This is a genomic window from Maricaulis alexandrii, from assembly GCF_005871165.1.
GTDB classification, from domain to species: Bacteria; Pseudomonadota; Alphaproteobacteria; order Caulobacterales; family Maricaulaceae; genus Maricaulis; species Maricaulis alexandrii.
This window is the reverse complement of sequence record NZ_SWKP01000005.1, coordinates 288,399-308,190: the sequence shown is the minus strand read 5'-3', so window position 1 is coordinate 308,190 and position 19,792 is coordinate 288,399. Positions and strand designations below refer to the sequence as shown.

Below are 19,792 nucleotides of genomic sequence, written 5' to 3'. Positions count from 1 at the left end.
ACAAAAAGGCCGCACCGAAAGGAGCGGCCTCTTGTTTCGCGTCTGGCGTGAAGCCTAGTTGGCCAGGGCGGCCTGCATGGCTTCATACTTGGCCACCAGGCCTTCAGCGTGCTCGCGCTCTTCCTCATCCTTGGCCGCGGCCACGTCTTCACGGGCGTTGGACAGGTTTTCGGCCAGGGCGTCCGCGTCGATTTCCGACATCGGAATGGCTTCCTCGGCGAGGATGGTCAGGCCGGCGGGCGTCACCTCGGCGAAACCGCCATGGATGAAGGTGCGCTCAGTCGAGCCGTCATTCAGGACCGCGATCGCGCCCGGGCGGATGACGGACATGAAGGGGGCGTGGTTTGGCAGGACACCGAAATCACCCTCTTCACCCGGGACGACCACCTGGTCGACATCACCCGCGAACAGGCGGCGCTCCGGAGAGACGAGATCGAAATGGAGTTTGTCAGCCATCAGGCAGTGCTCCGGTTAGACCGGAAGCTGCTTACGCAGCTTCCGCGGCCAGTTTCTCGGCCTTCTTCACAGCGTCTTCGATCGTGCCGACCATGTAGAACGCCGCTTCCGGCAGGTGGTCATACTCACCGTCGCAGATCGCCTTGAAGCCCTTCACGGTCTCGGCGACCGGCACCTGGATGCCCGGGAAGCCGGTGAAGATTTCAGCCACGTCGAACGGCTGGGACAGGAAGCGCTCGACCTTACGGGCGCGGGCCACGACCAGCTTGTCCTCTTCGGACAGTTCGTCCATGCCCAGGATCGCGATGATGTCCTGCAGGGCCTTGTAGCGCTGAAGGATTTCCTGAACGCGACGCGCGGTGGCGTAGTGCTCGTCACCGACGATGCGCGGTTCCAGGATACGCGAGGTGGAGTCCAGCGGGTCCACAGCCGGGTAGATACCCTTTTCCGAGATGGCGCGGTTCAGAACCGTGGTCGCATCCAGGTGGGCGAAGGTGGTGGCCGGGGCCGGGTCGGTCAGGTCATCGGCCGGCACGTAAACGGCCTGCACCGAGGTGATCGAACCCTTGGTCGTGGAGGTAATGCGTTCCTGCAGCGCACCCATGTCGGTGGCCAGGGTCGGCTGGTAACCCACGGCGGACGGGATACGACCCAGCAGGGCGGACACTTCGGCGCCGGCCTGCGTGAAGCGGAAGATGTTGTCCACGAAGAACAGCACGTCCTTGCCTTCCTCGTCGCGGAAGTATTCCGCCTGGGCGAGACCGGACAGGGCGACGCGGGCGCGGGCGCCCGGCGGCTCGTTCATCTGGCCGAAGACGAGGGCGCAACGCGAACCTTCGGTGGAACCGTCGTTTTCCTTCGGATCCTTGTTCACACCGGATTCGATCATTTCCCAGTACAGGTCGTTACCCTCACGGGTCCGCTCACCCACACCGGCGAAGACCGAGTAGCCGCCGAACATCTTGGCGATATTGTTGATCAGTTCCTGGATCAGAACCGTCTTGCCGACGCCGGCACCGCCGAACAGGCCGATCTTGCCGCCCTTGGCGTACGGGCAGAGCAGGTCGACGACCTTGATACCCGTCGGCAGGATTTCAGCCGCCGTGGCCTGCTCGTCGAAGGACGGGGCCGGACGGTGGATCGGAGCGCGCTGCGTGTGGACCACGTCACCGGCTTCGTCGATGGCTTCGCCCGTGACCGACATGATGCGGCCGAGCGTGCCCGGCCCAACCGGAACCGTGATCGGCGAACCGGTGTCGCTCACCTCGGTGCCGCGCTGGAGGCCTTCAGTGGCGTCCATGGCGATCGTACGGACAGTGTTCTCGCCGAGGTGCTGGGCAACCTCGAGGACGAGCGTCTTGCCGTCATTGGTGGTTTCAAGGGCGTTGAGGATGTCCGGCAGACCGCCTTCGAATTCAACGTCCACAACAGCGCCCGTAACTTGGGCAATGCGGCCTTTAAGAGTGCTCATAGCGGGTCTTTCCTCTCGCCTAGAGGGCCTCGGCGCCGGAGATGATTTCAGTCAACTCCGTGGTGATCTGCGCCTGACGCGTGCGGTTATAAACAAGGTTCAGTTTGTCGATGAGTTCGCCGGCATTGCGCGTGGCGTTGTCCATCGCAGCCATTTTCGCGCCCATTTCGCCGGCGACATTTTCCAGCAGGGCCGAAAGAATGACGGTGTCGGCATAGCGCGGCAGAAGCGTATTCAGGATGACTTCCTCATCCGGCTCCGCTTCATAGACAGCACCGGCCAGGTCGGGACGCTCGACGCCTTCGTCGATCGCATCAATGGCCGGGATCAGGACTTTGGCGCGCGGCTTCTGCGAGATCACGGATTCGAATTCCGCCGACACGATTTCGCAAACGTCAAATTCGCCGTTTTCGAACATGAAGCGGATCTTGTCGCCGATCTTGCCGGAGGTGGCACCGGAAATCGTTTTCTCGCCGGACAGGTCCATGCGCTCGACAATCAGTTTGGCGAACTGGCGCTTGAGCTGTTCGCCGCCCTTCTTGCCGACACAGATCAGTTTCACGTCCTTGCCAGCGGCCTGGAGCGTGGTGATCCGTTCGCGGGCCTTCTTCACGATATTCGTGTTGAAGCCGCCGCACAGGCCCCGGTCTGCCGTCATGACGACGAGCAGATAGGTGTCCGACTTGCCGGTGCCCACCAGGAGCGGCGAGGCTCCGGGGGTGCCGGCCATGGCGGTGGAGAGGTTCGCCATCACGGCCGCCATGCGCTGGGCATAGGGACGCGCAGCTTCTGCCGCTTCCTGCGCACGGCGCAGTTTCGCGGCAGCAACCATCTGCATCGCCTTGGTGATCTTCTGCGTCGACTTGACGCTTTCGATCCGGTTTTTGAGATCCTTAAGGCTGGCCATTCGGCTCTCCTTGGCGGTTGGTCCCGATCAGGTTCACGCGAAGTGTTCGGTGAACTTTTCGAGGGCCGCTTTCAGCTTGCCTTCGGAGTCGTCGGTCAGTTTCTTCTCGTCGCGGATCGACGTCAGCAGCGCACCGTGCTCGGCATGGATGTGACGCAGCAGGTCCGCTTCATAGCGCTGGACGTCCGAGGTCGGAACATTGTCCAGATAGCCACGCGTACCGGCATAGATCACGCAGACCTGCTCTTCCATGGACAGCGGCGAGAATTGCGGCTGCTTGAGGAGCTCGGTCAGGCGCTGACCGCGGTTCAGAAGCTTTTGCGTTGCGGCGTCGAGGTCGGAACCGAACTGGGCAAAGGCCGCCATTTCGCGGTACTGGGCCAGTTCACCCTTCATCTTGCCGGCAACCTGCTTCATCGCCTTCGTCTGGGCGGCAGAGCCCACGCGCGACACCGACAGACCGACGTTCACGGCCGGGCGGATACCCTGGTAGAACAGGTCGGTTTCCAGGAAGATCTGGCCGTCGGTGATCGAGATCACGTTGGTCGGGATATAGGCCGACACGTCATTGGCCTGGGTTTCGATGATCGGCAGGGCCGTCATGGAACCGGAACCATTGGCTTCGTTCAGCTTCGCCGCACGCTCCAGCAGACGGGAGTGCAGGTAGAAGACGTCACCCGGATAGGCTTCGCGGCCCGGCGGGCGGCGCAGCAGCAGGGACATCTGACGATAGGCGACGGCCTGCTTGGACAAGTCATCATACACGATCAGGGCGTGCATGCCGTTATCGCGGAAGTATTCCGCCATGGCGCAAGCCGTGAACGGGGCCAGGAACTGCATCGGGGCCGGGTCGGACGCGGTCGCCGCAACGACGATCGTGTAGTCCAAGGCACCGTTTTCCTCGAGCGTCTTCACGATCTGGGCGACCGTGGAACGCTTCTGGCCGACGGCGACATAGATGCAGTAGAGCTTGGCGCTCTCATCATCGCCTTCGTTGATGGCTTTCTGGTTCAGGATGGTGTCCAGCGCAATCGCGGTCTTGCCGGTCTGGCGGTCACCAATGATCAGTTCGCGCTGGCCACGGCCAACCGGGATCATGGCGTCGATCGCCTTGATGCCCGTCGCCATCGGCTCGTGCACGGATTTCCGCGGGATGATGCCCGGGGCTTTCACGTCAACGCGGCGGCGCTCGGCGACATCGGTCAGCGGACCCTTGCCGTCGATCGGCTCACCCAGACCGTCCACGACACGACCCAGCAGGCCCTTGCCGACGGAGGTGTCCACGATGGAACCCAGGCGCTTGACGGTGTCGCCTTCCTTGATGCCCCGGTCATCGCCGAAGATCACGCAGCCGACATTGTCGCGCTCGAGGTTCAGGGCCATGCCCTTGATGCCGCCCGGGAACTCGACGAGCTCACCGGCCTTCACCTCATCGAGGCCATAGACACGGGCAATACCGTCACCGACGGACAGCACGCTACCAACGTCCGAAACTTTCGCTTCGGAGCCGTAATTCTTGATTTGATCCTTGAGGATCGCAGAGATTTCTGCGGCACGGATGTCCATGGACCTAGGCCTCTTTCATCGCGGTCTTCATCCCATCCAGCTTGGTGCGGAGGGAGGAGTCGAACATGCGGGAGCCGACCTTCACGATCAGCCCGCCCATCAATTCAGGCCGCACATCCGTGCGGACCTCGATTTCGCGCCCGAAGGCACCCTTCAGCGAAGCCGCCAGGGCCTCGGTCTGTTTCTTGGTCAGCGGGGCAGCCGTCTGCACATCCGCCGTCACCACACCCCGGTCGGCTGCGGCCAGGGCGGCGTAAACGCTCGCAACCTTGCCCAGATCACCGGCGCGACCATTGCGCGCGGCAACACCGAAAGTGTTGAGGGTCAATTCATTGAACTTGGCTTTCTCCGCCAGCGCCTTCAGGACAGAAACCTTGTCCTCGGCAGCATGAAGCGGCGAAGCCAGCGCCCCGGCCAGTTCGGGGGAGGAATCGAGCATCGCGCGGAAGGCCGAAAGGTCAGCCTCCACCGCATCTGCGGCGCCCGAAGATTTGGCCAGCTCGAACAGGGCGGTCGCATAGCGACCGGCTGCGTGGGCTGTCATGGCGTCTGCACCGGTGTTCACCGTGACGTCACTCTCTAGTTGGATCGGCACCTGGGCTCATCGGGACGATGCAAGTGCTTGTTATTCAACGACTAAAATAAACCCGAATTTTGTGCTGCGGCGCACGCCCCTCAAGGTTCGGCGCTGCGATAGCACAGGGGGCAGCGGGCAGCAAGCCAGATAGGCGGGCGGATTCAGCGCACGGACCAATCGCGGAGCACCCGGCCCGGGTGCCGCGACCACTAAAGCACATTTGACTTATAACATTTTAGATAATAACAAACAGATCATAAGGAGAGCGCCATGCCCGCCACCGCCCGCGACATCCGCCGCCACGACCAGCCCGCCCTCGCCGTCGATCTCGTCATCATGACGATCGAGAAAGGCCTCATCCTCACCCTTCTCCAGAAGCGCGAGGATGCCGGCAAGGTTGGCGGAACCCATGGCCTGCCCGGCAGCATTCTCCACATCGATGAAACCCTGGACCAATGCGCCCATCGCATCCTGCGTACCAAGGTCGGCATTGACGACGCCTTCTTCGAGCAATTGCGCACCTTCAGCGCCCTGGAGCGCGATCCGCGCGGCCGCGTCGTCTCGGTCGCCTATTTCGCCCTGGTCCCGCACGAGATCTTTCATCGCGCCGTCAAATCCCACCATTCGCTAGAAACAGGCGTCGTCCAATATCTCGGCCTGGACGATGAAGGCCCCGCTGCGGCCATCCGCACCCTCAAGGATGTGCCGATCCGCATGGCCTTCGACCATGGCCGCATCATCGCCACCACGATCCAGCGCCTGCGCGGCAAGTTGGACTATTCCGGAGTCGGCTTCGAACTCCTGCCCGCCCAGTTCACCCTGCGCGACCTGCAGGACATCCACGAGACCCTGCTCGCGGAAACCCTCTCCAAACCCGCCTTCCGCAAGAAGATGCGCGACCGCGGCCTCGTCCGCCCCACCGGCAAGCGTGAGCGCGGCAAGGCCTTCCGTCCGGCGGAACTCTATGAACGGGTGCGGGGCGGGAGTTAGTCCGACTTCCCCGCGCGCCGCGCCTTCTTGGCGAGAATGTTGAGCACTTCCACGAAGAGCGAGAAGGCGATGGCGAAGTAGAGATAGCCGCGCGGGATGTGGAAGCCGATCCCGTCAGCCACCAGCGCCACGCCGATCAGAAGCAGGAAGGACAGGGCCAGCATTTTCGTGGTCGGGTGCCGGGCGATGAACTCGGCTACGCTGGACGACGCCCACAGCATGATCGCCATGGCGATGGTCACTGCGGCGATCATCACGGGCAGATGGTCCGTCATCCCGACGGCCGTGATCACGCTGTCGAGCGAGAACACAATGTCGATGGCCACGATCTGGGTGACGACCATCCCGAAGGTCGCAGCGACGCGGCCCTCATGATGCTCCTCCTCACCCTCGACGGAATGGTGGATTTCCAGAGTACCCTTGCCCAGCAGGAAGAGACCGCCCCCGATCAGGATCAGATCGCGCCAGGAGACCTCATGGTCCAGCACGGTGAAGAGCGGCGCCTCCAGATGCGCAATCCAGACCAGGCCGAACAGCATGATGACCCGGAAGATGAGCGCCAGGCCGAGTCCCAGCGTCCGTGCCTTGCCCTGTTGCGCCTCCGGCAGGCGCGACGCCATCAGCGCCACGAAGATCACATTGTCGATCCCCAGCACGATCTCCAGGAAGGTGAGGGTCAGAAGCGACATCAGCACTTCCGGTGAGGCGAGGAGGTCGAGCATGGGCAGACGGGTCCGGATCAGATGAAGGAATAGGGTTCCACATCAATGGAAACACGGACCGAGCTCGGTGTCTTCACCCGGCTGGCCCAGCTTCGAAGATAGGCGGAAATGTCGATCGTCTTGTCGGCGCGGACGAGGAGGCGGCGGCGGTGCCAGCCGCGAACCATGGCACGCGGCGGTTCCGCCGGACCCCAGATTTCCACGCCATCGGTCACCGGCGCAGCGGCGGCCCAGTCATTCGCCGCCTTCTCGACATTCGCCGGGTCCTGGGACATCAGCCCGATCGCGGCGAGACGCCCGAAAGGCGGCAGGCCGAGCATTTCGCGGGCCATGAACTCCATGTCGAGGAAGGCATCGCGATCCCCGGCGACCAGCGCCTGGATGGCGTCATGTTCCGGCTGGTGGGTCTGCAGCAGGGCCCGGCCCGGACGCTCGGCCCGGCCGGCGCGGCCTGCCACCTGGACCAAGGTCTGATAGGTGCGCTCCCCGGCCCGCGGATCGCCGCCAGCCAGACCCAGATCCGCATCGATCACGCCGACCAAGGTGAGATTGGGGAAATTGTGGCCTTTCGCGGCGATCTGCGTGCCGACCAGAATGTCGATCTCGCCCCGCTCCATCGCCGCCACGATGTCCGCGCCGCGCTGGCTGTCGGAGGAATAGATCTCCACCCGCGCCTGCGGGAAGCGGCGCTTGGCCTCCTCGGCGACGCGTTCCACGCCCGGACCGACGCTGGTCAGACTGTCCTCCGCTCCGCATTCAGGACAGGTCTTCGGCTTGGGCATGGAAAAGCCCGTCACATGGCAGACGAGGCGGCCGGTATATTTGTGCTCGACCAGATAGGACTGCGTGTCCGGCGACACCATGCGATGCCCGCAGGCCCGGCACAGGACCAGCGGCGCATAGCCGCGCCGGTTGAGATAGAGCAGGGTCTGCTCACCCCGCGCCAGCGTCTCGGCCACCGCGCTCACCAGGGGCGGTGACATCCAGCAGCCGGCCTCCGCCGGGGTCTGGCGCAGATCGATGGTGGCAATCTCCGGCAGGATCGCCGTGCCGGGCCGGGCCGCCAGCCTCACATGGACATAGCGCCCGGCCTGGGCATTCGCGAGGCTCTCCAGCGAGGGTGTTGCGGAGGCCAGCACCACGACCGCCCCGTCCAGCTTCGCCCGCACCAAGGCCAGATCGCGGGCCTGATAGGCCAAGCCTTCATCCTGCTTGTAGGTCGGATCATGCTCCTCATCGACCACGATCATGCGCAAAGAGCGGAAGGGCAGGAAGAGTGCCGACCGCGCGCCCACCACGATCCGGGCCCGGCCCTCGGCCACTTCCCGCCAGGCCCGGCGCCGGTTCTTCGGCCCGGCGGCCGAGTGCCACAGGGCCGGCTCACAGCCGAAGCGCGCCTTGAAGCGCGACAGCACGGCCTCGGTGAGCGCGATCTCCGGCAGCATGATCAGGATCTGGGCGTCGGGATCCTGGCGCAACACCTCGGCCACTGCCTCGAAATAGACCTCGGTCTTGCCCGACCCGGTCACCCCGTCCAGCAAGGCCGCCTGGAAACCGCCGGCGCGAACCAGGCGCCGCAAAACGCCCGACGCCTCTGCCTGCATGGCGGTCAGTTCGACGCCCTCCAATTCCGGATCGGGCCGCTGATAGGGCGGATCCACATCGCGCGTGATCGCCGTCAGGGCGCCCGACTTGGCCAGCCCCTTCACCACCGAGGCCGTGACCCCGGCCTCGCGGGCGATATCCGCCGCCGAGGCTTCACCCAGAACCTCGACCGCGTCCAGCACGCGCTGGCGGGCGTCGGTCATCCGGTCCGGCTCGCCGCTCCCCCGCGCATACACGGTTTCCACCGGGGAGGGTTTCAGCGCATCCGTGGAGCGCAGGACCGAGCGCAGGATGATGCCCGGCGGCTGCACCAGATAGCGCGCCAGCCAGTCAACGAAGCGACGCGTGCCCTCCGGCAGGGGCGGACCGCCCGTGGCGGCTTCCACGGGTTTGAGCTTTGTGCGCTCGGGATCGCCCGGCTTGATCGCCCAGACCACGCCGCGGGCCGACCGTTTGCCCAGGGGCGCCAGGACATGATCGCCCGGGGCCAGTTCGACACCCTCCGGGATCACATAGTCGAAGGCTTCCGGCAGGGGCAGCGGAAACAGGATGGCAGCGATGGGGCGCACGGCCTCGGTCATGGGGGAGTGGTATCCTCGTCAGGGGCGAAACTTAGCCAGCGCCGCCCGGCCACGCCAAGCCCGCGCGCAGAACGGCCCTGTGGATTTGCCAAGCGCGCGGCGAATGCGCGACAACAGGGATGATTCGAGCTTCGGAGCGACCGGCATGACCCAACCCACACCCGAAGATGTCCGCGCCTTTCTTCTTGCCCATCCCGACTTTGTCCGGGAAGACGCGGAACTCCTGGCCGTGCTGGCCCGGGCCGGCGGTGAAGAGGATGTCATCGATCTGGGCACGGCAGCCCGGGACAAGCTTCTCGAGGAAGTCCGCCAGCTCAAGGCGCTCAATGAGGGCATTGTCGAAACCGCAAGGGCCAATCTGGCGACCCAGTCGCAGATCCACATGGCCGTCCTGGCCCTCCTGGAAGTGGACAGTCTGACGGCGCTCGACCGCAAGATTTCCAGCCGCCTGACCGGCACGCTGGGCGTCGATGTCTGCCGTATCCTGATCGAGGGCCATGCCCCGCTGCGCAAGGGTGAGAGCATTCTGGGCGCGTCGGAAGGCTTTGTGTCGGAAATCCTTGGGAAGAAGGTCGAGCGTCTCGGTCCGGTCGATCCAGACACCGCCCATGCCCTCTATGGCCAGCAGGGTGCCCGCGTGAAGAGCCAGGCCATCGTCCGGCTCGATTTCGGCGGTCATGACGGGCTGATGGCGCTGGCCGCCCGGGACACCCAGCTCTTTCAGTCCGGCCAGGGCACGGAATTGCTGAACTTCCTCGCCCGCGCCATCGAGCGCATGATTGTCCAATGGCTGCACGCGAGCTGAGGACGCCCCTGAACGAGGCACTGGCCGCCTTCTACGCCCATCTGGAAGGTGAGCGCCGGCTCGCACCCCGCACGCTGGACGCCTATCGCCGGGACCTCGACGGGTTTGCCGCCTTTCTTGCCGCCCATCTGGGTCAGATGATCACGCTGGCAGATCTTCCGGACCTCAAGGCGAGCGATTTTCGCGCCTGGATGGCCGATCGGAGACGGGACGGGCTGTCGCCCCGCTCACTGTCCCGCGAACTCTCCGCCGTGCGCACCCTGTTCGACTATCTCCAGCGCCGCTGGAAGATCGAAGTGGCCGCCCTGTCCCTGGTGGAAAGCCCGAAACACACACCCTCCAAGCCCAAACCCGTCAGCGAAACGGCCGCGCGGGCCCTGATCACCGAAGCCGGCGAGCGTGACGCGCCGGACTGGATCAAGGCTCGGGACGCGGCTCTTTTGATCCTGCTCTATGGCTGCGGTCTGCGGATTTCCGAAGCCCTGGCCCTGCGCCGGGCGGACCATCCCCTGTCGGACAGTCTTCGCGTGACCGGCAAGGGCAGCAAGACCCGGATCGTTCCCGTTCTGCCTGCCGTGCGGGAGGCCTGTGAAGCCTATGTCCGGCTTTGTCCCTTCCAGACAAATTCCGAGGACGCCCTGTTCCGGGGTGTGCGCGGCGGCCCTCTCGGTGCGCGAAGCGTTCAGGCCTTGATGCAGGATTTGCGCGCGCGCCTGGGTCTGGCCCCCAGCGCCACGCCCCACGCCCTGCGGCACGCCTTCGCCACCCATCTTCTGGCGAATGGCGGGGATTTGCGGGCCATCCAGGAATTGCTCGGCCATGCCAGCCTCTCGACTACCCAGGTCTATGCCGATGTCGAGACACAACGCCTGATGTCGATCTACGACCAAGCCCATCCCCGCGCCCGCAAGCGGTAGATCGCCCCCGGATCCGCCCGTCTGAACCCGCCTTCCGGCACCGGCTTGCGCCTGAGACCATTTCGTGTACTTTATTTTTTAAAGTACTTGGAGGAAACATGTCGCACACTGATGATCTTGCCTATCTGCGCTCCGTTGCCGAAGCCGGCCAGCAGGCCGCATCCCTGTCCGGGCGCTTCTTTCTGTGGTGGGGCGGCCTGGCCGCGCCGGCCCTTCTCGCCCACTGGGCTCTGGTCTCCGGGCTGACCGGACTGAACACGGCCTATGTCGGTTTCGTCTGGCTGGCCTATGGCCTCATCGGCATGGCGGGCAGCGTGGTGCTCGGCCGCAGCCTGCGAAACAAGCCCGGCTCCGGCGCGGTCAATAATCGCGGCGAAGGCGCGGTCTGGAATGGCGTCATGTGGATGATTGCGGCCTATGCCATCGGGATCGTCATCGCCGCCTTTGCGGGCCGGGCCGAAATGATCCTGTTCGACACCATCCCCCTCGTGGCCTTCGGCGGGTACGGCGTGTCCTTCTGGGTGGCCTCCAGCTTGGGCGGACCGAAATGGATGCGCCCCCTCTCAATCATTTCCTGGCTGGCAGCCGGCGGCGGCATGCTCCTGGTTGGCACGCCCGGCCTTTATCTCTACTGCACGGCGGCTGTCATCATCCTCGCCGTCCTGCCAGGCCTGACCCTGGTGCGCAATGAGCCGAAAACGTCCCAGGCATGAGTGATCCCGAATTCGACGCCTCCCGGATCGACGAGACCATTCATGGTCGGTTGAGGCTGGGGATTATGGCCTTCCTGTCGGCCCTGGACAGCGCCACCTTCGCCGAGATCAAGCAGAAAACCGGATCCAGCGACGGCAATCTGTCCGTCCATTTGAGAAAACTGGAAGAGGCCGGCTATGTCGCGATCGAGAAACGCTTCGTGGATCGCAAACCGCAAACGCGGGCCGCATTGACGGAGGCCGGCCGCCAGGCCTGGCTGGCCTATCTGGACCAGCTGCGCCAGCTGATCGGCGACCAGACCAGCACCTGATCCGTCAGGCGGCCGCCTGGCTCGGCCGATAGATCCAGCCGATCATGTCGGTATTGTCCGCCTCGTCCCGGAATGTCCCGGTCTGGACGAAACCGGCCTTCTCCAGCACGCGATGCGACGCATCCCGATCGGCGGGCGTATTGGCGATGACATGCTTGACGCGATAATCCTGATACGCCCAGCCGGTCAACGCATTGACCCCTTCCGTTGCCAGTCCCTGCTCGCGGTAGGAGGTCAGCATCGAATAGCCGATTTCCACGCGCCCCTCGGCATCCGGCGCACCCTTGAAACCGCCACACCCGAGCAAGCGATGCATCACGGGCGAGATGTAGACCCAGCTGTACCAGCCGGTATCGCCGGGATGGTTTGCCAACTCATCCGCCATGGTCTCGACATCGAACAATTCCGGAGGCCAGGACGGTTCCGGCTCGACTTCCAGGGCTTTGAAAAAAGCCATACGGTCGGATTTCTGAAGCGCCGCGAGTTCCGGCGTCAGTGCGATCAGTCGCAGACGCGACGAGACGAGTTCGATCGGCTTTTTCATCTTCGAACGATCCATGTCCCCAAACGCAATCCGGCCCGAAACCGACAGCCGCAATCCCGGCTTCTTATGCCCGAAACCGATCCGCTTGTCCGCCCCCATTCCGGCCGGAATGCTTCAACTTCCAGTGTTCGATCAATCGCGGTCAGTCCGCCTGCCCGAACGAGCACCTGACTGACCAAAGCCCCTCATAGTCCGGTTTGGCGTCGGAAATACGACAGCCTTTCCGGACTTTTGCTAGGACTGCATTGTCCAGCCCTCCACTCCCATGGCCGCCTGGCGGATGGCTTCCGTCAGGGTCGGGTGCGGGTGGCAGGTGCGGGCGACATCTTCCGACGCGGCCTGGAACTCCATGGCCAGGCAGAGCTCGCTGATCATCTCGCCGACATTGGCCCCGATCAGGTGGGCCCCGAGGATTTCATCCGTCTCGGCATCGGCCAGGATTTTAACAAACCCGTCCGTGGCATGATTGGTGCGCGCGCGGGAATTGGCCTGGAAGGGGAATTTGCCCTTCTTGTATTTGCGGCCTTCGGCCTTGAGCTCGTCTTCCGTCTGACCGACCGAGGCGATTTCCGGTGCCGTGTAGACCACGCCCGGAATGACGCCGTAATTCACATGGCCAGCCTTGCCCGCAATGCGTTCGGCGCAGGCCACGCCTTCATCCTCGGCCTTGTGGGCGAGCATCGGGCCATGAGTGCAATCACCGACGACCCAGACATTCTCCGCCGAGGTGCGGAAATGATCATTGGAAATGAAACCGCGCTGGTCGGGCTCGATGCCCACGGTCTCCAGGCCCAGACCCTTGGTGTAGGGGCGGCGTCCGATGCACACGATGACCGTGTCGGCGTCCAGCGCCTGGCCTTCTCCGCCCTCGGCCGGCTCGATCGAGACTTTCAGCGTCTCGCCGGACGTATCCACGCCCGTCACCTTGGTGGACAGGTGGAAATCCATGCCCTGTTTGGCAAAAATGCGCTGGGCCGTCTTGGCCAGTTCGCTGTCCATGCCCGGCAGGATGCGGTCGAGATACTCGACCACGGCCACTTCGGCACCCAGGCGGCGCCAGACTGAGCCGAGTTCCAGCCCGATCACGCCGGCGCCGATCACGACCAGCTTGCCCGGCACTTTCTCCAGCGACAGGGCGCCTGTTGAGGAGACGACGCGCTTTTCGTCGATCTCCACTCCCGGCAAGGGAGTCACTTCCGACCCTGTGGCAATGACGATGTTCTTGGTGTCCAGGGTCTGCGTGCCGTCCGCCGTTTCGGTCTCGACGGTTCCGGGACCCGTGATCCGGCCCTTGCCGACAATGTATTCGACCTTGTTCTTCTTGAAGAGGAACTCGATACCCTTGGTGAGACCGTCCACGGCCTCATCCTTCTGGGCCAGCATCTTGTCGAGGTCCAGCGACAGGCCTCCGGTCTGGATGCCCAGCGCTTCGAACTCGGTCCCGGCCGCTTCATAGAGCTCGGAAGCGTGCAGCAGGGCCTTGGACGGAATGCAGCCGACATTGAGGCAAGTGCCGCCCAGCGTGCCGCGCATTTCGATACAGGCGACCTTGAGGCCAAGCTGGCCGGCCCGGATTGCACAATTATAGCCGCCGGGGCCGCCGCCGATGATCACAACATCATAGGTCTCGGACATGGGTCGCCTCTCATCTCGCAGGTGATCGCTCTATGGGCCTATATGCCTATGAATGGCGCGTAAAGTAAGGGGGCAGGGCCGGGACAATTCAGTGACGTGCGACACCGGTGTCCGGCCAACCCCGAACATGCCGGAGTCTCGCGCATCAACCTTCGGTGCCGGCCCGGGCGGAGCGTTTGAAATGCCCACGCTGGCGCAAGGTGATCAGAGCCATCAGCGCGACCAGCAATCCGGTATTGATCAGCCAGTCGTAATTGGACTGGTTGGTCTGGTCATAGGCCGCGTTCATGGAGTAGCTCAGCCAACCGCCAAGGTCGAAAAGCAGGGCCAGGCCGAACACCGGCAGACAGACGGGATTCCGCAGGGCGATGAGGATTGTGGCCGCCAGGTAGAGCGGCGGATTGACCAGTGAGACCGCGACTTCCACCGGATGCAGGGAACGGATCACCTCGACATAGCTCCGGTCCAGGTCCAGGAAACCGTGCTGCCCGGTGAAGATCAGAATGGCATGCAGGAAATACTGAAGCTGGAGAAAGCTCCAGAATGCCACGCCGGCGGCAATGACCCAGCGGGCCCAACGATCCAGCACATGGCTCTCCCTTGCGAATCTCCGCGATGAGATTAGCCCAGCGCCCGCCCGGTCGCGAGCCCGCTTGAGCCGTCACCCGGTCGCGCGACGACCGAAAACCCAGCGGCCGGCCAGCAGCATGAGGCTGATCGAGGCCAGGTCGATCGTATTGAGCACCCATTCCACCAGATTGGCACTGCCATAATAGGCCCGGTCCATGGCGGGTTGCTGGAACCAGTAGAGCGACAGGATGAAATCGGTCGCAAAAGCGAGTCCATAGAAAACCAGCGCCAGCCGGATGCGCAGGATCAGCAAGAGGGCGGCCAGCGCATACAGCGTCACGAAACCCGCCCAGACCCCATAATACCAGAGCGGCATGTCCATCAGGACATGTCCCAGATTCTCCTCGATGGCGATGTAATTGCCATGGCCGAACCGGAAGACCAGCGTGCCACTGCACAGGAGAACCGCATAAAAGGCCCGCAGGGCCACCAGGGCCTGGAAGGCCCGTAACGCCAATCGACTCATACGCATGCCTGTCTCCTGAAGACCGGCATAACCCGTTCTGTCCGGGAAGGGATGCATAAATCGATTTTGGGCTGAACAAGCCGTGACCGGAACGCGAAGGGCCGCCCCGGTGGGGCGGCCCTGTCATGTTCGGATGAAGACCCGACTAGAGGTCGAACAGCATGCGCTGCGGGTCTTCCAGGTTTTCCTTCACGCGGACCAGGAAGGTCACCGCCTCCTTGCCGTCCACGATACGGTGGTCATAGGACAGGGCGAGATACATCATCGGCTTGATGACGACCTGGCCATTCTCGGCCATCGGACGCTCCTGGATCTTGTGCATGCCCAGAATGCCCGATTGCGGCGCATTCAGGATCGGCATGGACATCAGCGAGCCATACACACCGCCATTGGACAGGGTGAAGGTCGCGCCCTGCATGTCCTCGATGGACAGCTTGCCGTCGCGGGCCTTCTTGCCCAGACGGATGATGTCCTTCTCGATCTCGGCCAGCGACATCTGGTCGGCATCGCGTACCACCGGAACCACCAGACCCCGGTCCGTGCCGACGGCAACGCCCATGTCATAGTAATTCTTGTAGATGATGTCCGTGCCATCGATCTCGGCATTGACCGCCGGGATTTCCTTCAGCGCATTGACGCAGGCCTTGATGAAGAAGCTCATGAAGCCGAGCTTCACGCCATGCTTGGCGACAAAGGCTTCCTGGTGCGCCTTACGGGCGGCCATGATCGCCGACATGTCGGCTTCGTTATAGGTCGTCAGGATGGCCGCATTGTTCTGGGCATCCTTCAGGCGCTTCGCGATCGTCTGGCGCAGACGCGTCATCTTCACGCGCTCTTCGCGCGGCCCGGTTTCCCGCGGTGCCGACGGCGCGGCCGGAGCGGCAGACGGTGCCGGAGCCGAGGGCGCGGCGGACGGGGCCGGTGCAGAGGAAGCCGCCTTCAGCGCATCACCCTTGGTGATCCGGCCATCCTTGCCGGTGCCTTCGATCGAACCGGCATCCAGCTTGTTCTCCTCGATCACGCGCTGGGCCGACGGCATGGTCTTGGCATCGGACGAAGACGAGGACGGAGCCGATTCAGCCGCCGCCGGTTCGGACTTGGCGGCCGGCGCCGACCCACCCTCGGTGATCTTCGCCACGGCATCGCCCGGCGCCACCGTATCGCCTTCGCCCACCAGCAGCTCGGCCACGACACCGGCGACCGGCGAGGGCACTTCCACGGCGACCTTGTCGGTCTCGATCTCGACCAGGGCCTGGTCGATCTCGACCGTGTCACCCACGGCGACCAGCCAGGAACCGATCTGACCCTCGGTCACGCTCTCACCCATCTGGGGCACGGTGGCCTCGACCGCATCACCGCCCGACGGGGCCGGCGCGTTGTCGGACGTCTCCGGCTTTTCATTAATTTGCGCGGTGTCTTCGCTCTTTTCCGCATCCTTGGCGGGGGCTTCGCCGCCGGATTCCAGCGTGGCGAGCTTGGCGCCGATTTCGACGTTGTCGCCTTCCTGGGCGAAGATATCGCCAATGATTCCATCGGCTTCGGCGCGAACCTCCACGGCAACCTTGTCGGTTTCCAGCTCCACCAGGACATCATCCTTGGAAACGCTGTCACCCGGCTTCACCTGCCAGCTGCCAACGGTTGCTTCAGTCACGCTCTCACCGAGCTGGGGAACAATGATATCAGTCATTTAAGTCTCGTCCTTCGAACTGAAGTGTCCGGGGTCAGGCCAACGCCTCGTCGACCAGCGCGTCCTGTTGTTGCTTGTGCTTGGAAAGAATGCCGGTCGCCGTGGATGCGGTCGGAACCCGGCCCACATAGCGCGGACGCTCGGCTTTTTCTTCAATCTTTCCAAGAACATATTCGATGTTGGGCTCGACAAAGGTCCAATAGCCCATATTCCGCGGCTCTTCCTGGCACCACACCACGTCCGCATTCGGGAAGCGCGACAGCTCGGCCATCATCGCCTTGTACGGGAAGGGATAAAGCTGCTCGACCCGCATCAGGTAGACATCATCGATGCCCCGTTCTTCCCGGGTTTCGAGAAGATCATAATAGACCTTGCCCGTACACAGCACGACCTTGCGGATCTTGTCGTCAGGCTGAAGCTTGGTCGACGTCTGCTGGATCTCGCCTTCCGGCCGCGACTTGGCGTCGGCATCATCCCAGAGGATGCGGTGGAAGGAGGAGCCCGGCCCCATGGCCGCCAGCGTCGAGACGCAGCGCTTGTGACGCAGCAGGCTTTTCGGCGTCATGATCACCAGGGGCGAACGGAAGTTCCGGTGGATCTGGCGGCGCAGGATATGGAAATAGTTCGCTGGCGTGGAGCAGTTGGCGACCTGCATATTGTCCTCGGCGCACAATTGCAGGAAGCGTTCCGGGCGCGCAGACGAGTGTTCCGGACCCTGACCCTCATAGCCATGCGGCAGCAGCATCACCAGACCGGACATGCGCAGCCATTTGCGCTCACCGGACGAGATGAACTGGTCGATGATGACCTGGGCGCCGTTCACGAAGTCGCCGAACTGGGCTTCCCACATGACCAGCGTGTTCGGGGCCGAGAGCGAATAGCCGTACTCGAAGCCCAACACCGCCTCTTCCGACAGCATGGAGTCGATGACTTCATACTTCTTCTGGTCATCGGAGAGATTGTTGAGCGGCGTGTAGCGCTCCGCCGTCTCCTGGTCGATGATGTGCGAGTGGCGCTGCGAGAAGGTGCCGCGACCGCAATCCTGGCCGGACAGGCGGACTGGGAAACCCTCGGTGAGCAGCGTGCCGAAAGCAAGGTGCTCGGCCGTGGCCCAGTCGATCCCCTCACCCTTCTCGATCGCGTCACGACGGCTATTGAGGACACGTTTCAGCGTGCGGTGGATGTTGATGTCGTCGGGAATCTGCGTCATCGACAAGCCGACTTCGCGCAGGCTTTCCATCGGCGCGGACGTGTCGCCGCGGCGCTCGTCATCCTCCGGCAGACCCAGACCCGACCAGCGGCCATCCAGCCAGTCGGCCTTTTTCGGCTCGAACGCCTTGCCGTCCTCGAATTCCTTTTCGAGGAAGACGTCAAAATCATTCTCGATGGCTTCCGCTTCCGCAGCGGTCAGCACGCCTTCCGCGATCAGGCGCTCCTGATACTTTTTCCGGACCGGCGGCATATCCTTGATGATGCGGTACATGATCGGCTGGGTGAAGGTCGGATCATCGCCTTCATTGTGGCCGTAGCGGCGGTAGCAGATCATGTCGATGACCACGTCCTTGCCGAACAGCTGACGGTATTCCGTCGCGATCTTGGTGGCGTGGGTCACCGCTTCGGGGTCATCCCCGTTCACGTGGAAGATCGGCGCCTGCACCATCAGCGCCACATCGGACGGATAGGGGCTGGAGCGGCTGTCCTTCGGGTCGGTCGTGAAGCCGATCTGGTTGTTCACGATGAAGTGGATCGCGCCGCCCGTACGGTGACCGCGCAGGCCGGACAGGCCGAAGCATTCCGCCACCATGCCCTGACCGGCAAAAGCCGCATCACCGTGCAGCAGGAGCGGCAGGACCGAGGAGCGCGGCGTGCCCGGCTGTTTGCGGCAATTGTCTTCCTGCTTGGCGCGCGCCTTGCCCAGAACAACCGGATCGACCGCTTCCAGGTGGGACGGGTTGGCCGTCAGCGACAGGTGGACCTTGTTGCCGTCGAACTCGCGATCCGAGGAGGCGCCCAGATGATATTTCACGTCGCCGGAGCCGAACTCTTCCTCGCCCTGGGTATTGCCGCCCTGGAATTCATGAAAGATCTGGTGATAGGGCTTGCCCATCACGGCCGCCAGAATGTTCAGGCGTCCCCGGTGCGGCATGCCGATGATGATGTCCTCGACACCCATCGCACCACCGCGCTTGATGATCTGTTCCAGCGCCGGAACCATGGCTTCACCGCCATCGGCCCCGAAACGCTTCGTGCCCGGATAGCGCTTGTGCAGGAATTGCTCAAAGCGCTCGCACTCGATCAGTTTGGACAGGATGGCCTTCTTGCCTTCGGTGGTGAAGGTGATGTCCTTGTCCGGCCCTTCAAAGCGCGCCTGGAGCCAGGCTTTCTCTTCCGGGTTGGAGATGTGCATGAACTCCACACCCACCGGCCCGCAATAGGTGCGCTTGAGAATGTCCAGCATCTGGCGCGGCGTTGCCGTTTCCAGACCCAGATAGCCGTCGATGAAAACTTCCTCGTCCAGCGCTGCGCCGGTAAAGCCATAGGTCGCCGGATCAAGCTCGGCCTGGTAACCGAAATCCGTCAACCCCAGCGGATCGAGGTCCGCCGCCAGATGGCCCCGCATGCGATAGGCGCGGATCATCATGATGGCGCGAATGGAATTCTGCGTGGCCTGACGCACTTCAGCCGGGTCTGCACCCGCGCCAACATGCTCCGCGACCTTGTCGACCATGGCCGCTTCGTCCGGCCCGATATCGCCAAGGGCGGACACCATTTCGCCATTCGCCGAACGCGGCCAGTCGGCGCGCGTCCAAGCCGGTCCGCGGGCCGCATGGCTCACATCGCCGGCGGCATCGCCCATGGCATCAAAGAAGGATTTCCAGCTGGCAGGAACCGATGACGGGTCCTTGGCATAGGCCGCAGCCATCTGCTCAAGATACACCGCGTTGGCGCCTTGCAGGAAAGACGTATCCAGGAAGGACTGGTTTTCGGGGGATCGGTTTTGGTCAGACATTGAGGGGGGAGACCTGAGTCAGGAGTGTGTCTGTATGTGTCGCTACACAAGGAGGGTTAAGCAATCATCTAGTCCGAATGTCCACGACACAGTACCGTTTTGCACGGGTCTGCTGCCAAGATGCTGACAGAACAATCGGGGCGAAGATAGCCCCCTGCCGATCATGGCGCGCACGAAAAACCCCCGCGAACAAGGTCCG

Annotated in this window: 18 protein-coding genes; 5 read left to right on the top strand and 13 right to left on the bottom strand. The window is 63.4% G+C overall.

Annotation, left to right across the window (positions count from 1 at the left end):
* Positions 1-54 precede the first annotated feature (54 nt).
* From FCS99_RS04915 to FCS99_RS04895, 5 genes are read right to left on the bottom strand one after another with little or no spacing between them, the layout of a single operon-like run.
* Positions 55-456 carry a F0F1 ATP synthase subunit epsilon gene (locus tag FCS99_RS04915; protein ID WP_138510958.1) on the bottom strand — a complete coding sequence of 134 codons (402 nt, stop codon included), beginning with the start codon at positions 454-456 and terminating at the stop codon, positions 55-57.
* Between the two features lie 31 nt (positions 457-487).
* Positions 488-1,927, bottom strand: a complete 1,440-nt coding sequence (gene atpD / locus FCS99_RS04910; protein WP_138510957.1) for a F0F1 ATP synthase subunit beta — start codon at positions 1,925-1,927, stop codon at positions 488-490.
* Between the two features lie 19 nt (positions 1,928-1,946).
* Positions 1,947-2,834 carry a F0F1 ATP synthase subunit gamma gene (locus FCS99_RS04905; RefSeq protein WP_138510956.1) on the bottom strand — a complete coding sequence of 296 codons (888 nt, stop codon included), beginning with the start codon at positions 2,832-2,834 and terminating at the stop codon, positions 1,947-1,949.
* A gap of 33 nt (positions 2,835-2,867) precedes the next feature.
* Complete coding sequence (gene atpA, locus FCS99_RS04900; protein WP_138510955.1) at positions 2,868-4,400, bottom strand: F0F1 ATP synthase subunit alpha; 1,533 nt, start codon at positions 4,398-4,400, stop codon at positions 2,868-2,870.
* A 4-nt stretch (positions 4,401-4,404) separates the two neighbouring features.
* Positions 4,405-4,944, bottom strand: coding sequence for a F0F1 ATP synthase subunit delta (locus FCS99_RS04895; RefSeq protein WP_138510954.1), 540 nt, complete (start codon positions 4,942-4,944; stop codon positions 4,405-4,407).
* Between the two features lie 303 nt (positions 4,945-5,247).
* Between FCS99_RS04895 and FCS99_RS04890 the strand changes: the two genes are divergently transcribed.
* Complete coding sequence (locus FCS99_RS04890) at positions 5,248-5,967, top strand: NUDIX hydrolase (protein ID WP_138510953.1); 720 nt, start codon at positions 5,248-5,250, stop codon at positions 5,965-5,967.
* On the opposite strand, the gene FCS99_RS04885 is transcribed toward FCS99_RS04890, so the two are convergent.
* Together FCS99_RS04885 and FCS99_RS04880 are read right to left on the bottom strand one after the other, a co-directional pair.
* Positions 5,964-6,689: a TerC family protein gene (locus FCS99_RS04885; RefSeq protein WP_138510952.1), complete on the bottom strand. Its 726-nt coding sequence runs from the start codon at positions 6,687-6,689 to the stop codon at positions 5,964-5,966. The genes FCS99_RS04890 and FCS99_RS04885 overlap by 4 nt on opposite strands.
* A 17-nt stretch (positions 6,690-6,706) precedes the next feature.
* Entirely contained in the window at positions 6,707-8,875 is a 2,169-nt protein-coding gene (locus FCS99_RS04880; RefSeq protein WP_138510951.1) for a primosomal protein N', read from the bottom strand.
* 145 nt (positions 8,876-9,020) lie between these two features.
* Here FCS99_RS04880 and FCS99_RS04875 point away from each other — a divergent pair, with 145 nt between their 5' ends.
* From FCS99_RS04875 to FCS99_RS04860, 4 genes are all read left to right on the top strand, one after another.
* The gene (locus FCS99_RS04875; protein ID WP_171036240.1) at positions 9,021-9,680 is read left to right on the top strand and encodes a DUF484 family protein; all 660 of its coding nucleotides are present in this window, start codon (positions 9,021-9,023) and stop codon (positions 9,678-9,680) included.
* Positions 9,662-10,597, top strand: a complete 936-nt coding sequence (locus FCS99_RS04870) for a tyrosine recombinase XerC (protein WP_138510949.1) — start codon at positions 9,662-9,664, stop codon at positions 10,595-10,597. The genes FCS99_RS04875 and FCS99_RS04870 overlap by 19 nt, the downstream gene beginning before the upstream one ends.
* A 98-nt stretch (positions 10,598-10,695) precedes the next feature.
* Positions 10,696-11,310: a hypothetical protein gene (locus FCS99_RS04865; RefSeq protein WP_138510948.1), complete on the top strand. Its 615-nt coding sequence runs from the start codon at positions 10,696-10,698 to the stop codon at positions 11,308-11,310.
* A complete protein-coding gene (locus FCS99_RS04860; RefSeq protein ID WP_138510947.1) occupies positions 11,307-11,621 on the top strand; it encodes a winged helix-turn-helix domain-containing protein in 315 nt (104 codons plus the stop codon). The genes FCS99_RS04865 and FCS99_RS04860 overlap by 4 nt, the downstream gene beginning before the upstream one ends.
* 4 nt (positions 11,622-11,625) lie before the next feature.
* Here FCS99_RS04860 and FCS99_RS04855 read toward each other — a convergent pair whose 3' ends face one another.
* From FCS99_RS04855 to FCS99_RS04830, 6 genes are all read right to left on the bottom strand, one after another.
* A complete protein-coding gene (locus tag FCS99_RS04855) occupies positions 11,626-12,180 on the bottom strand; it encodes a GNAT family N-acetyltransferase (protein ID WP_171036239.1) in 555 nt (184 codons plus the stop codon).
* Positions 12,181-12,399: 219 nt separating this feature from the next.
* Positions 12,400-13,800: a dihydrolipoyl dehydrogenase gene (gene lpdA / locus FCS99_RS04850; RefSeq protein ID WP_138510945.1), complete on the bottom strand. Its 1,401-nt coding sequence runs from the start codon at positions 13,798-13,800 to the stop codon at positions 12,400-12,402.
* Between the two features lie 145 nt (positions 13,801-13,945).
* Positions 13,946-14,389, bottom strand: a complete 444-nt coding sequence (locus tag FCS99_RS04845; RefSeq protein WP_138510944.1) for a hypothetical protein — start codon at positions 14,387-14,389, stop codon at positions 13,946-13,948.
* Positions 14,390-14,461: 72 nt separating this feature from the next.
* Complete coding sequence (locus FCS99_RS04840; RefSeq protein WP_138510943.1) at positions 14,462-14,902, bottom strand: hypothetical protein; 441 nt, start codon at positions 14,900-14,902, stop codon at positions 14,462-14,464.
* Between the two features lie 139 nt (positions 14,903-15,041).
* Positions 15,042-16,583 (bottom strand): 2-oxoglutarate dehydrogenase complex dihydrolipoyllysine-residue succinyltransferase, encoded by a 1,542-nt coding sequence (gene odhB, locus FCS99_RS04835; RefSeq protein ID WP_138510942.1) that lies wholly within the window; start codon positions 16,581-16,583, stop codon positions 15,042-15,044.
* A 34-nt stretch (positions 16,584-16,617) separates the two neighbouring features.
* Positions 16,618-19,593 (bottom strand): 2-oxoglutarate dehydrogenase E1 component, encoded by a 2,976-nt coding sequence (locus FCS99_RS04830; protein WP_138510941.1) that lies wholly within the window; start codon positions 19,591-19,593, stop codon positions 16,618-16,620.
* Positions 19,594-19,792 lie beyond the last annotated feature (199 nt).